The organism is Bacillus cereus group sp. MYBK227-1 (assembly GCF_051916325.1).
GTDB lineage: Bacteria > Bacillota > Bacilli > Bacillales > Bacillaceae_G > Bacillus_A > Bacillus_A cereus.
Genome location: NZ_JBQAGK010000005.1, coordinates 292652 through 305686, shown reverse-complemented (window position 1 = coordinate 305686; position 13035 = coordinate 292652). Strand labels below are relative to the sequence as shown.

Below are 13035 nucleotides of genomic sequence, written 5' to 3'. Positions count from 1 at the left end.
TATTAATAGTAAGGAGTGCTGCCCTATGGAATACTCTACCTTTGGCAAGCATATAATAGTGGATTTATGGGGAGTGGATTTTTCCCTATTAGATGATATTCACTTTTTAGAATACCATTTAGTTAACGCTGCAGATTGCTCTGGTGCCCATGTTTTAAACGTAAGTAAAAAAGAGTTCCAGCCATATGGTGTTACTGTATTAGTGTTATTATCAGAAAGCCATCTTTCCATTCACACTTACCCGGAACAAAATTTTGCGGCTATTGACTGTTATACTTGCGGTACAACCGTTGAACCACAAATAGCGATTGATTATATCGTAAATATATTAAAACCGGAACGGATGCATATAAAAAGATTAATTCGTGGTATAGGAGAAATTGTTACTGCCGATTAATTATAACTCTTACTCATCCGAAAAAAGGAGGATTGTAAAATACCATCAGTGGGATGAACATTCCACTGATGGTACAGGCACATACATAAAATGAAATTTTAATTAGTGGGAGTTTTACTGCCCGTTAATTCGAGATAAAAAAACCTTGCATAAGCAAGGTTCATTCATCCGCCGACATCTTCCTATATAACTCTACAAACTCACTCGCTAATTCTTTCACCGTAATTGCATTCATTAAATGGTCTTGTGCGTGTACCATTAAAAGAGTAACTTCGGTCTTTTCACCACCAGCTTCTTTCTGGATAAGCTCCGTTTGTACACGGTGCGCCTCTTTTAATTCCTCTAGTGCTTCTTGTAATTTAGCTTCAGCTTCTGTAAACTCCCCACGCTTCGCACAATCAATTGCTTCCATTGAACAACTTCTCGCGTTTCCCCCATGCAAGATTAAATGAAAAGCTTTCGTCTCTATCGTATCCATTTTAGTTCTTTACTCCCCCTTTTCTTCCGCCAGTTTTTGTTTATCCCATATTTTTAAGAACGGTAAATAAATGAAGAATGCTAGCGCAAAGTTAACAAGTTGTAAAATAACACCTGAAATTTTCCCGCCCGATCCTAAATATCCACTAAAAAGAATAGGTGTCGTCCAAGGTACAGCGGCCCCACTCGGACGTGCGACCCATCCCCATTCCATTGCAAAGTACGAAACAATTGTTAACACAACTGGAACTAATATGAATGGAATTAGTAAAAGTGGGTTCATCACAATCGGCATACCAAAAGTTACCATCTCATTAATATTAAATATACCAGGTGCAATTGACAATCTCCCTAAACTTTTTAATTGTTGACTTCGTGCAAATAGTAACATTCCAACAACTAGAGCAAGCGTTGCACCAGAACCGCCCATATAAATCCATAAGTCAAAAAACTGTGCCGTAATCGTATTTGGTACATCTTGCCCAGCTTGAAAAGCGACTCGGTTTTGATCCATTAACGACAACCAAACGGGGCTCATTACACCACCAACAATAGTAGCACCATGAATTCCACACGACCAAAGAACATGAACGAGAATAACTGCTATTATTGCGCCCCAAAGACTAGCACCAAGTACACTAAGTGGTTCCTGTAAAATTTGTCCTACAATATTATGGATACTGCCAAAAGAAGTATTTTCTATAATTAAGCGTAAAATCCAAATAACTGTTACAACAATAAATCCTGGAACAAGTGCCGCAAATGAACGCGTGACAGCTGGTGGAACTGTCTCTGGCATCTTTATGATTATCTTTTTTTGTACAATAAATCGATAAAGTTCAGTAGATATAAGTGCAATAATCATTGCTACAAATAACCCTTGGCTTCCCATTAATGCAGCTGGGATAGCGCCTTCTACAAGTACACTTTCTTTTGTACTTGGTATAATATATGCAACTTGAAATGGCGTCGCAAGTAAAAACGTCACAAGCGACAATGCCCCGGATGCTAAAGCATCCACTTTATAATACTCTCCAAGCCTGTAAGCGATTCCAAAAACAGCTATTAAAGCCATTATATTAAAAGTTGCACTAACTGGATACCCTAAAGCTCTCTGCCAATTCTCACCAAACAAACCTGCCATAAACTCGTTATATCCGGGTATTGGCAGTGCACTAATAATGAGGAAAAACGATCCAATAATTAAGAAAGGCATCGTTAAAATAATTCCATCTCGAATTGCTTGTAAATGCCTCTGCTCTGCAACCTTCCCTGCTACTGGCATCACGTACTTCTCTAAAAACCGTATCATCTATCCCACTCTCCTCATGGTTTCATTGACAAAGCTGCTTGCAAGATAGCTTCTCCATTACAAAGTCCGTAATGAACGGATTGAATGACATCAACAGGTATCCCTTTATCCTTACATAATTCTTTCATTTTCGGTAATAAATAACGTACTTGCGGTCCAAGTAAAAGGACATCAGCTTTATCAATATGACTATTCACTTCAGAACCTGATACTGCCCAGATTTTCACTTCTATCCCTCTTGCCTCTGCTGCTTTCTCCATCTTTGTAACAATCAAACTGGAAGACATTCCCGCTGCACAGCAAAGTAAAATATTCATCCCGCTTCCCTCCCCTTTTTTCTCTACCTAAATTATGGTGCACTCCTTGCCACCACTAGGTTACAAATATATATGTCTAGATTTCCTGCTGTATGCCGAGCTTAAAAACAAAAATTTCTTGGTTTTCGCGCTATTCCATCTATCCGTATTCTCCTAGTAAAGAGAACTCTAACTCGCTATAATGATTCAGTATGACTTTTTTTAATTGATAGGAGGATATATTTATGAAGGCATATCGCTTTCCACTTATTTTATTATCTTCTATCCTAATTGGTGGTTTCATTGGTTATTTCATGGGTGCCGATGCAGTTGCTTTAAAGCCGCTTGGTGACATTTTCTTAAACTTAATGTTTACGATTGTTGTACCTCTAGTGTTCTTTAGCATCGCATCGTCTATTGCTAATATGGATGGATTAAAACGTTTCGGTAAAATTATGTCTAGTATGGCTGGGACTTTCTTATTTACAAGTATTTTAGCTGCTATTTTTATGATTATTGTTGTGAAAATATTCCCGCCAGCACAAGGTGTTGTACTAGAACTAACACAACCTGACAAAGCCGGCAAAGCTGTTAGTGTTGCAGATCAAATCGTCGGTATTTTAACAGTATCTGACTTCTCGAAGTTACTATCTCGTGAAAATATGTTAGCTCTTATTTTCTTCTCTATCTTAATGGGGATTGCAACTTCAGCAGTTGGCGAAAAAGGAAAGCCATTCGCTACATTCCTACAGGCTGGTGCAGAGATTTCAATGAAGGTTGTATCTTTCATTATGTACTACGCCCCAATCGGACTTGCTGCTTACTTCGCAGCATTAGTTGGTGAATTCGGACCACAACTTCTTGGAACTTACTTCCGAGCGGCAATGGTATACTATCCAGCTTCTCTAATTTATTTCTTTGTATTCTTCACATTCTATGCATACCTTGCAGGTCGCAAGCAAGGTGTACAAGTATTTTGGAAGAACATGGTCTCTCCTACAGTTACATCACTTGCAACTTGTAGTAGTGCCGCAAGTATTCCAGCGAACTTAGAAGCAACGAAGAAAATGGGTATTTCTTCAGACGTTCGTGAAACAGTTGTCCTTCTTGGTTCTACACTTCATAAAGACGGCTCTGTTTTAGGTGGCGTATTAAAAATTGCTTTCTTATTCGGTATTTTCAACATGGAATTCGAAGGGCCGAAAACATTAGCAATCGCACTTGTTGTTTCTTTATTAGTAGGAACAGTAATGGGTGCTATTCCAGGCGGTGGTATGATTGGTGAAATGTTAATCGTATCTCTATACGGTTTCCCGCCAGAAGCACTGCCAATTATCGCAGCAATTAGTACAATCATTGATCCACCTGCAACGATGTTAAACGTAACAGCAGATAACGCTTGTGCGGTAATGACAGCTCGCCTTGTAGAAGGTAAGAATTGGATCAAAAACAAATTTGCTTAATAGAAAGAGGATGCTCGTTTAGAGCATCCTCTTTTTGTCTTTATTTATTGATTAGTCGATACCACTCATTCTCTCTCGCCACAAATTTGTTAAAATCTTCACAAATATTCCACATCCATTATCCATTCTCCGTACTATAATCATGTATGGAAAAGGAGATGGAAACGATGACACAAAGCGCACCTGAATTTAAAGTTTTGCAAAGCATTGCATTTCTCGCTGTCGTTTTGCAAAGTTCCTTATTATATACAATGAATCAAGGAAATGTCTTACTTGAGCAATCCCTCATTATGGGCATGCTATTTAATCTTGCAAAATTCTCAGCACCAGCATTCATATTTATCGTTGGATTTCACTTAATTCGTCACTATACGAAGCAATTAGTATATAAAGAATATATTTCTGAAAAAGCGACACACTTACTCATTCCTTATTTCTTTTGGTCTATTCTTTACTTATTAACAACAAATGATCTTATTACATTACAAGGCGGAATAAAAAGTTTATTACTCGGAACAGCCGCGCCCCATCTTTGGTACGTTATTATGATGTTCCAAATTCACTTATTGTTCCCTTTACTATGCACACTTTTTTATTGGTTTCAAAAACGAACAGAAAATAAAAAAGACATATATAAATATATGACCTTTTTCGCTTGCCTATATTTTCTATTAATGTGGTTCTCTTCTCACTATATTTTTAATGGAGAAAAATTAACAAGCTCAACAATTTTACATTATACAGATCGATCATTTCTATTCTACTCATTCTATTTCGTTATGGGTGGCATTGCCGCTGTAGCACTAAAAACTTGGCGTCTATTCGTCATGAAACATATCCCGCTTATAACAATATTATTTTTCATCTTATTTTTATTCATCAATTATGAGTTGTTTAGTTTTTACGGAGCAAACTCTATTCATTTAACTGTTTCTACCTATTTAAAACCATCTATGTTTTTATATATCGTATGCGAAATTATCATACTGTATGTGTTATCTATTATGATAGTACAGCGTCGTGGTTTCTTATATAAAACGTTACGTTTCATTGGAAATTACACGTATGGTGCTTATTTAGCTCACTTATTCTTCTTGCAACTATGCACAAAGTTTCTTTCTTTATTCACACTGCAAGAAAATACTATATTATATAGCCTATTACTATTTGTGTTAACGGCTATTATCTCTATTTCAACAATGGTCATTTGTAGCACAATACCATTTCATACTTGGATTACAGGTCCTTCTCCTACAACAAAGATGAAATGGACGAAGGTTGTATTCCGAAAAAATCATAAAAAACTATTCAAGCCATATATTTGATATAATGATACGCATATAAAAAGAAAGCGAGAGACACCTATGATTAATCAAGTTGGACAAATTATGCTATATGTAAATAACCAAGACGAAACAGTACAATTTTGGACAGAAAAAGTAGGGTTCCAAATCATTGCGGAAGAAAATAACGGAAATGGCTTCCGCTGGATTGAAATTGCACCGGCGAAAGAAGCAGGAACAAGCATCGTCCTTCACGATAAAGCGTTAATCGCGAAGATGCAACCTGAACTAAACCTAAATACACCTTCACTTATGTTCTTCTCAAATGACTTAGACCGTCTATATAAAGATCTTTCTGAGAAAAATGTCACAGTTGGACAGGTTGTAGATTTACCTACTGGTAGAGCATTCAACTTTGCTGATAATGAAAATAATTACTTTGCAGTAATGGAACGTAAATAAAAAATAAGCTATCCGAAAAAATCGGATAGCTTATTTCATCTTAAGAAACTTGTTCTACATTCGTTTCTCTATGCTGTATATGACTCGTGATCCAAGCAATTCCACCGGCAACAACGAGATAACATAACAACATTAAAATTTGCATTTGTAATTGCGACCAATCTCCTAAAGAGATAACATCTTGTAATCCTCTAAGAGAATGAGACATTGGGAGAAACTGTCCAATTTTGCTAAGAACAGCTATGTTTAATTCTCCTGGGAAAGTACCTCCGCTCGTCGCTAATTGCAGGACAAGAAGGGTTACCGCTAAGAACTTTCCAACAAGACCAAATACTGTTACTAACATAAGAATAAATGTCATGAACGTAAAGGAAATAACAATACTTGATAAAACAAAGAGTGGCACACTTGCGACTTCTAATTTCATAACACCTAGCACAACTACATCTACGAGTAGCGCTTGAATAAGTCCAATTAAATATACCAATCCTAGTTTATTAATAAAATGTACCGTTCCGCTTACCTTCATATTTTGTCTGCGGCCAAGAGGTAAAATATTCGATGCCATAATTCCGCCAACATAAAATGCAAGTGATAAGAAATATGGCGCAATGCCTGAACCGTAGTTAGGCACGTCAGAAACTGTTGACTTCACTAACTGAACTGGCTCTGAGAACATCGTATTACGTGCATCATCATTACGAACATCCGCTATCTTCTCTGCGCCCTCTCCCAATTTCGTAGAAAGTTCTTTCGCACCATCATCAAGTTTAACAAGTCCATTTGTTAATTTACCAGCACCGTTATTCAGCTCCGTTCCACCACTCGCAAGCTGATTTACACCTTCTTGCAATGATGTAAACCCATTTCCCCACTTCGTAAATCCATCAGCCAAATTCGATGCACCATCTGCTACCTTTTTCGTTCCAGCAGTAGCTTCATTTAACTTAACTCCGAATGTATTCATGCCTTCTTCAATCTTATGTTGACCGTCAGCAATCTTCTTCGCACCTTGTGTCAATTGTTGTTGGCTATTATTTAAAGTATTTGTTGCTTTAGCTAGTCCATCAGACGTAGCAACAATTTTTTGAAAAGCGGGATCTTGCTGCACTTCTGGATGATTTTTCACGTACTCTTCTAATTGTTGTTTTATACTATTAGCTGCACCATCCGCTTTTACTTGGCCTTCAGCAAGCTTCTCACTTCCGCTCACCCATTCATTTGTACCAGCACTTAATTCACTAACCCCTGATTGTAACGTTTTTTCACCTTGTGCTAATAACTCCATACCGCTATGAAGTGAAGTTGCTCCTTGACTTAGCTCATTCGCTCCGTCAGTTAAGGCTGATTTGCTAGAAGCAAGTTTTTCACTTCCCTCTTTCACTTTTGATGTCCCGTCACTTAAACGATGAATACCATCTGCAAGCTGATTTGCCCCATTTCTTGCATCTGTCGTTCCTTCATGTAACTTCCCAGCACCATTACTTGCATCACTCAACCCTTGTGCTAAGTCTTGAAACTTTAAAAACACACCTTCTGTATAAGATTTCGTAATACTATTTGAAATTTTTGTTTTCATATTTTCAACAGCTGTCGTTCCAATTTGCGCTGCTACAAAGTTTTTACCCGGATTTACTTTGTACTGCAATTGTGCTGGTTCTGGTTTCTCATCCATAAGTGTACTTACCTTTTTAGAGAAATCAGCTGGAATCGTAACAACCATATAGTACTTATCTTCTTTTAGCCCTTCATCAGCATTTTTTTCTGATACGAAATGAAAAGCCAGTTCTTTATTCTCCTTTAAATTTTTTACAAAATCGTCTCCTGCATGAATTGTTTTCTCATCCATCGCAGCACCTTTATCTAAATTCACAACCGCAACAGGTAATTTATCTAATTTTCCGTACGGATCCCAATATCCGGCTAAAAAGAATCCTGAATAAATTAACGGAACGATTAATAAAAAAATTAAAGCGATACGTCCATGTTTATGGTGCCACATCGCTTTCCAATCTTTAAATACAAGTTGAATTCCCTTCATGAAACATACTCCTTCTCCGAATTTAACACTATTAGAATGGTTTAACAGATTTACTATACACGTCACTTTCCATACTGTATAATACATCTTTAATTATTAATTCATTCCTTTTGGTCTATAGAAAGGAGACTCGAAATGGAACTGCTCCAGTTAAAATACTTTCAGACAGTGGCACGACTAGAACATATGACAAAGGCAGCTGAAGAATTGCATATCGCACAACCTTCACTCAGCAAAACAATCGCTAGACTCGAAAAGGATTTAGGCGTCCCTTTATTTGATCGCCAAGGTCGACAGATTACTTTAAATTCTTTCGGAAAAGTATTTTTGAAACGAGTAGAGCGTATTTTTCATGAATTAAGCGAAGGGGAACGAGAAATTAAAGATTTAGCCGAATTACAACAAAGCTCTATTACACTAGCCGTTTCTATTCCGAGAATATTGCCAGAACTACTTGGCTCTTTTTTACTAGAACATCCTAACGTTCGGTTCCAACAATTTCTGGCATCCACTCCTTCTATGAAACGACAACTAGATAATATAGAAATTGACTTTTGTATCTCCTCTGTGCCAATTGAAGGAGAAGAAATTGTTTGGGAACCACTTATTACAGAAGAAATTTTCTTAGTCGTCCCTTCAGGCCATCGTTTATCAGGCCGAGAAAATATCCACCTCCATGAAGTAAAGGACGAACCGTTCATTAGTATGAACACTGGCTATGGATTTCGGCACTTAACAGATGAATTTTGTAAAGAAGCTGGTTTCACTCCGCATATTGCTTTTGAAGTCGATGAACCGACCGTAATTAGCGACCTCATTAAGCAAGGTCTCGGCATCGCTTTTGTTCCAAGTTTAACTTTATTAAAAAACTCTACTTTAGCATCAAGCAAGTTGCGTATTATTGAACCCACTTGTCAGCGAACCATCGGATTAAGTTGGTCAAAAAAACGCTACTTATCAAAAACAGCTCAGCAATTCCGTGAATTCGTGATTGACTACTTCTCTAATATTAGGACATAAAATTATATGAACAAATAAAAGGTGCCACCCTCATATGGTGGCACCTTTTATTGTTCACTCTTTTTTAATTCCATTTCAGCTAAAAGCGGCAATACGTTATCAAAAATATGCGTATTATTATTTTCACCTGTTACATATCCACCGTAATATCTACTAAATACATTGTCATTTCGGAATGTGGCCATATGATCATACAATTCCTTCGCAAACTTTGTATCACCTGTTTGTAGTACGTACAAAATCGTTAGTCCGTACGCGGCCGGCGATTCATAATTCACAGTTTGTTTTCCCGTTTCTAAATTGTAACGACCGTATAGCTTTCCATCCTCCTGGAACTTCTTCTTTATAAATTCCAAATAAGCGGCTGATGAAAGACCACCTAAACTTCGATGATATGCAACGTATGATTGGTCAATAAGATTCACTTCTTTATCGTACGTAAATGTACCATCTTCTTTATACTCTTTTGGGAATGCCCAGCCATGCCTTGGATAATCTGCTAAAAATTGAACGACTTCCTGATATTGCTGAGCAGAAACTTTGCCGTACTTCTTCATATAGGAGAATGCACGCGGATTTATGTATGATGTTGTTACAAAATTATTTTGTTTTCCTGCATCTGCATCATAATAATCAACATAATAATTATCTTTTTTATTATAACGAAGTACAGCATCACTTAATTGATCGGCAAGGTTTTTATAACGCTCTTCCTTATACATTTCATAAGCACGATATAATTGTTCTATAATACGAAGATCATCTATAAGTGCATTTGTAGCTGACTGCCTCTCTCCCTTTTCAGAGAGTTTCCATAAAACGATATGATTCTTATATATGAAATTATCTTGAATAACCTTTACTTGCTCATCAAATAACGCCTGATCATCTTTATCAAGTGTATACTGTAACCATAATCCCGCCGATTCTGATAAAGCTTCACGTCCCTTAGCTTCACCCGTACCTGCCTTAGTATCTACTAAACGATACGTGGCAAGTGTTCCATTGTCATTCACCATATGTCTTAAAATAAAATTTTCTGTACGGTTTCCTTGTAAAGCTGACCAAAATACAATTCCACCTAAAGCGATTAAGAAGATAACTCCAATCCCTATATATAAACGTTTCCGCAATCTTTTCACCTCCCTAGTAAGGCTAACCTTAATTTTATCAGAACATACATAAATTTAAAAAAGACAATCTATTAGATTGTCTCCCGCATTTCTATCCCCCGCAAACCTCTTTAGAAGGTTTATATAGCGATTGTACAAGTCGATCATATTCACGACGTGTAATTTCTTTATTATATAGCTTCAATAATAAATCTCTATGCTCTTTTGAAAATGCCATCTTTTTAATGACTTCAGGATACATAAAACACCCTCTCCATTTCACATAAACTTCTTGATTCCGAAAAACAGAACTTATGTTCGCATAAAAGATTATAAAAGATTCCTGAGCAAAAAACAAACAAAACATGACCAACTATTTATTTCTTTCTATTCAAAATATTACAACATTATATTATCATATTCACTTTTTAAATACATATATATTTTTGGTAGTTTTTTTGAATAAATCTTCCAATTCAATCAGAAAATAATGGCAAAAAAGAAGAGGAGTTTACATATGGATACGGTAACATTAGCAAGAGCATTTTTTGGTTCTTCATTAGCATTCCACATTATCTTTGCAACACTTGGGGTCGGTCTTTCATTGATGATTTTTATAAGCGAAATACTCTATCACTGGAAGAAAGACTCCGACTATGCCATTATGGCGAAAAGATGGACAAAGGCGTTTGCTATTCTTCTCGGTGTAGCAATTCCAACTGGAACAATTGTTGGTGTGCAAATCTCACTTCTTTGGCCTGGTTTCGCCAAAATTGTTGGGCAAGTTATTTCTGTTCCCTTCCAAATTGAGATTTTTGCCTTCTTTTTGGAGGCTTTATTCATGTCGATTTACGTATATGCAGCTGATAAACTTCCTCCATTTATGAGATTAATCTCGCTATTTTTCGTCATGCTTGGTGCCACGGCATCCGCCGTGCTCATTACATCAGCAAATACATGGATGAATACACCAGCAGGCTTTTCAATGAATCCAGATGGATCTGTTTTTAACGTTGATCCTTGGAAAGCTTTCTTTAATCCGAGTTTTGGCACAAGTGCATTCCATGTCGTTATTACGGCTTATGCAACTGGTGCGGCTGTCATTGCTTCTATCGCTGGATTTAAATTATTGAAGAAAAATTTAAGTACACGTGAAATTGCTTATCATAAAAAGGGGCTACTATTAGGGCTTGTCGTGACATTTATTACAGGCGCTACGATGTGGCTTTCAGGGCACGAATCGGCAATCGCCCTACATAAACACTCACCTGAAAAACTTGCATCTGCTGAAGCTTTATTTGAAACGACATCACACGCACCGCTATCCATTGGCGGGGTTGTGGATCCTAATACACTTGAACTAAACTATGCACTTGAAATCCCAAACATGCTTAGCTTATTAGTGGGACTAGACCCTAGCACTGTCGTAAAAGGTCTAAATGAATTCCCACAAGAAACATGGCCACCATTTTATACACATACACTATTCAACTTAATGGTCGGCACCGCTGCGTTTACCTTTGCAGTTGCAGCAATTGCACTCTTATATTGGTACTTCGTTTACCGAAAAAAGGGAACAGAACTACCGAAGTGGCTACTTTGGGGGGCTGCCGCATGCGGACCAATTATGATGCTCGGTATTGAATTCGGATGGATTTTCAGTTGTAGCGGTCGTCAACCATGGACAATTTATGGTATGCAACGTACCGTCGATGCATCTACACGCGCCGATTTCGTCGGTCCTTTATTTGTTTTGTTCATCATTTTATATATTGGACTCGCTATTTTAACAGTCATTGTTCTACGGACATTCTTTAGAAGACATCCATTAAAGAATGATTTACAACACCAAGGAGGCGATTCTCATGCATGAGGAAAGTATTGCAATCATCATCTTATGGGCCCTTATTTTCGTATACAGTATATTAGGGTCCATCGATTTTGGAGCTGGTTTTTGGGGCATGGTATACGCCAAACATCCAACTCTCGCTGCCAAACTTGCGAATCGGTACTTATCACCCACTTGGGAAGTAACAAATACGTTTCTTGTTTTCGTCGTTGTCGCATTTCTCGGCTTCTTTCCGAAAGCGGCCTTTACTCTTGCGACAGTAATGTTCGTACCAGTTATGTTAATTTTAGTGCTCGTTGCAGTACGTAGTACGTTTATGGTATTTGCTTACTCCTTACCAAAATATCAGTACCTTCTTCGGGTTATTTCAGGTATTACTGGTCTCTTAATTCCAGCACTATTAATTACCGTTTTACCCGTTACAGAGGGAGCCTATATTACAATGTCTGAAGGAAAAGAAGTACTCCTGTATGGAAAACTTCTTTCTAGCCCGGTTATCTACTGTTATATGCTCTTCGGACTAACGTCTGAACTATTTCTCTCCTCTCTCTTTCTTGCTGATTTTGCGAGAGAACAAAGTTCAGAAGATACGTATAGAATTTATAGAAGAAATGCTATCATTCTTGGTCCTGCAACGCTCGTTACAGCAATCATCGCCCTCGTTGTAATGGACCCAGAAACACATTGGCTTATGCAAGGATTAATAAAGCAATTCCCGTGGTTTACAGTTTCTATTGTTTTATTCGTTATCGGATACTCGTCCCTTTGGTGGACAAACAAAAAATACAATACACTAGGATACCCTCGCATTGCCGTTTTAGCTGTCGTCGCTCAATATGCATTTGCAAGCTACGCTTACGGCGTCGCGCATTTACCGTATATTATTTATCCTGACGTAACTGTATTTACAAGCTTCACAACGACAGAAACGTTCTATGCACTGCTCATTCTATACGCAATTGGGATTGCAATTTTATTACCAGGATTTATTTTCTTCTGGAATTTATTCTTGAAGGATCGTACTTTTTTGAAGGAAAAATAATATAGTCTTGGAGTCTGTCCCAAAAGGCATTTTGGAATAGACTCCTTTTGTCATGTTTTGTTGATAAGTCGATATATTTTAAAAATCGCCAATATATTTCAATAATCGCTGATATATTTTAAGTTGCGCCAATATATCTCCATAATTGCCCATATAAATTTCATTTACTATTTTACTGCCCCAATAATTTATAGACTCCTCTCATAATAGTTATTTCACTATTCGTGACACTTGTCCTTTAGCATGAAAAACACATATTCGGTTCATCTCGTTATACGTCT

General features: G+C 37.3%; 13 protein-coding genes. 7 read left to right on the top strand and 6 right to left on the bottom strand.

Annotated features, from left to right (window positions below; genetic code table 11):
• Positions 1-25: 25 nt before the first annotated feature.
• On the top strand, positions 26-397 hold the full coding sequence (gene speD, locus ACTFRM_RS22820) for an adenosylmethionine decarboxylase (protein ID WP_000456814.1): 372 nt from the start codon (positions 26-28) through the stop codon (positions 395-397).
• A 160-nt stretch (positions 398-557) separates the two neighbouring features.
• On the opposite strand, the gene ACTFRM_RS22815 is transcribed toward speD, so the two are convergent.
• The 3 genes from ACTFRM_RS22815 to ACTFRM_RS22805 are packed head-to-tail and all read right to left on the bottom strand — an operon-like array spanning position 558 to position 2503.
• Positions 558-875, bottom strand: coding sequence for a PTS lactose/cellobiose transporter subunit IIA (locus ACTFRM_RS22815; RefSeq protein ID WP_000379643.1), 318 nt, complete (start codon positions 873-875; stop codon positions 558-560).
• 9 nt (positions 876-884) lie between these two features.
• On the bottom strand, positions 885-2186 hold the full coding sequence (celB, locus tag ACTFRM_RS22810; RefSeq protein WP_000617789.1) for a PTS cellobiose transporter subunit IIC: 1302 nt from the start codon (positions 2184-2186) through the stop codon (positions 885-887).
• A 14-nt stretch (positions 2187-2200) separates the two neighbouring features.
• Positions 2201-2503, bottom strand: a complete 303-nt coding sequence (locus ACTFRM_RS22805; RefSeq protein WP_001023543.1) for a PTS sugar transporter subunit IIB — start codon at positions 2501-2503, stop codon at positions 2201-2203.
• Between the two features lie 224 nt (positions 2504-2727).
• On the opposite strand from ACTFRM_RS22805, the gene ACTFRM_RS22800 reads away from it, so the two are divergent.
• The 3 genes from ACTFRM_RS22800 (at position 2728) to ACTFRM_RS22790 (ending at position 5690) form a co-directional block, all read left to right on the top strand.
• Complete coding sequence (locus ACTFRM_RS22800; RefSeq protein WP_000649362.1) at positions 2728-3945, top strand: dicarboxylate/amino acid:cation symporter; 1218 nt, start codon at positions 2728-2730, stop codon at positions 3943-3945.
• Positions 3946-4112: 167 nt separating this feature from the next.
• Positions 4113-5270, top strand: a complete 1158-nt coding sequence (locus tag ACTFRM_RS22795) for an acyltransferase (protein ID WP_000194332.1) — start codon at positions 4113-4115, stop codon at positions 5268-5270.
• Positions 5271-5309: 39 nt separating this feature from the next.
• Positions 5310-5690 (top strand): VOC family protein, encoded by a 381-nt coding sequence (locus tag ACTFRM_RS22790; protein ID WP_000610162.1) that lies wholly within the window; start codon positions 5310-5312, stop codon positions 5688-5690.
• Between the two features lie 40 nt (positions 5691-5730).
• On the opposite strand, the gene ACTFRM_RS22785 is transcribed toward ACTFRM_RS22790, so the two are convergent.
• Positions 5731-7731: a YhgE/Pip family protein gene (locus ACTFRM_RS22785; protein ID WP_440043605.1), complete on the bottom strand. Its 2001-nt coding sequence runs from the start codon at positions 7729-7731 to the stop codon at positions 5731-5733.
• Between the two features lie 135 nt (positions 7732-7866).
• Here ACTFRM_RS22785 and ACTFRM_RS22780 point away from each other — a divergent pair, with 135 nt between their 5' ends.
• Positions 7867-8751: a LysR family transcriptional regulator gene (locus ACTFRM_RS22780; protein ID WP_000421926.1), complete on the top strand. Its 885-nt coding sequence runs from the start codon at positions 7867-7869 to the stop codon at positions 8749-8751.
• 47 nt (positions 8752-8798) lie between these two features.
• On the opposite strand, the gene ACTFRM_RS22775 is transcribed toward ACTFRM_RS22780, so the two are convergent.
• Together ACTFRM_RS22775 and ACTFRM_RS22770 are read right to left on the bottom strand one after the other, a co-directional pair.
• Complete coding sequence (locus tag ACTFRM_RS22775) at positions 8799-9884, bottom strand: hypothetical protein (protein WP_001231662.1); 1086 nt, start codon at positions 9882-9884, stop codon at positions 8799-8801.
• Between the two features lie 91 nt (positions 9885-9975).
• Positions 9976-10125 carry a hypothetical protein gene (locus ACTFRM_RS22770; RefSeq protein ID WP_000283180.1) on the bottom strand — a complete coding sequence of 50 codons (150 nt, stop codon included), beginning with the start codon at positions 10123-10125 and terminating at the stop codon, positions 9976-9978.
• A 255-nt stretch (positions 10126-10380) separates the two neighbouring features.
• On the opposite strand from ACTFRM_RS22770, the gene cydA reads away from it, so the two are divergent.
• Complete coding sequence (cydA, locus tag ACTFRM_RS22765) at positions 10381-11736, top strand: cytochrome ubiquinol oxidase subunit I (RefSeq protein WP_000381985.1); 1356 nt, start codon at positions 10381-10383, stop codon at positions 11734-11736.
• Positions 11729-12754: a cytochrome d ubiquinol oxidase subunit II gene (locus ACTFRM_RS22760; RefSeq protein ID WP_000544187.1), complete on the top strand. Its 1026-nt coding sequence runs from the start codon at positions 11729-11731 to the stop codon at positions 12752-12754. Before cydA ends, ACTFRM_RS22760 begins: the two co-directional genes overlap by 8 nt.
• Positions 12755-13035: the final 281 nt, after the last annotated feature.

Bases quoted from the DNA above. Each gene is read 5' to 3' on its own strand.
- speD (WP_000456814.1), top strand. From the start codon at position 26: ATGGAATACTCTACCTTTGGCAAGCATATAATAGTGGATTTATGGGGA.
- ACTFRM_RS22815 (WP_000379643.1), bottom strand. From the start codon at position 875: ATGGATACGATAGAGACGAAAGCTTTTCATTTAATCTTGCATGGGGGA.
- celB (WP_000617789.1), bottom strand. From the start codon at position 2,186: ATGATACGGTTTTTAGAGAAGTACGTGATGCCAGTAGCAGGGAAGGTT.
- ACTFRM_RS22805 (WP_001023543.1), bottom strand. From the start codon at position 2,503: ATGAATATTTTACTTTGCTGTGCAGCGGGAATGTCTTCCAGTTTGATT.
- ACTFRM_RS22800 (WP_000649362.1), top strand. From the start codon at position 2,728: ATGAAGGCATATCGCTTTCCACTTATTTTATTATCTTCTATCCTAATT.
- ACTFRM_RS22795 (WP_000194332.1), top strand. From the start codon at position 4,113: ATGACACAAAGCGCACCTGAATTTAAAGTTTTGCAAAGCATTGCATTT.
- ACTFRM_RS22790 (WP_000610162.1), top strand. From the start codon at position 5,310: ATGATTAATCAAGTTGGACAAATTATGCTATATGTAAATAACCAAGAC.
- ACTFRM_RS22785 (WP_440043605.1), bottom strand. From the start codon at position 7,731: ATGAAGGGAATTCAACTTGTATTTAAAGATTGGAAAGCGATGTGGCAC.
- ACTFRM_RS22780 (WP_000421926.1), top strand. From the start codon at position 7,867: ATGGAACTGCTCCAGTTAAAATACTTTCAGACAGTGGCACGACTAGAA.
- ACTFRM_RS22770 (WP_000283180.1), bottom strand. From the start codon at position 10,125: ATGTATCCTGAAGTCATTAAAAAGATGGCATTTTCAAAAGAGCATAGA.
- cydA (WP_000381985.1), top strand. From the start codon at position 10,381: ATGGATACGGTAACATTAGCAAGAGCATTTTTTGGTTCTTCATTAGCA.
- ACTFRM_RS22760 (WP_000544187.1), top strand. From the start codon at position 11,729: ATGCATGAGGAAAGTATTGCAATCATCATCTTATGGGCCCTTATTTTC.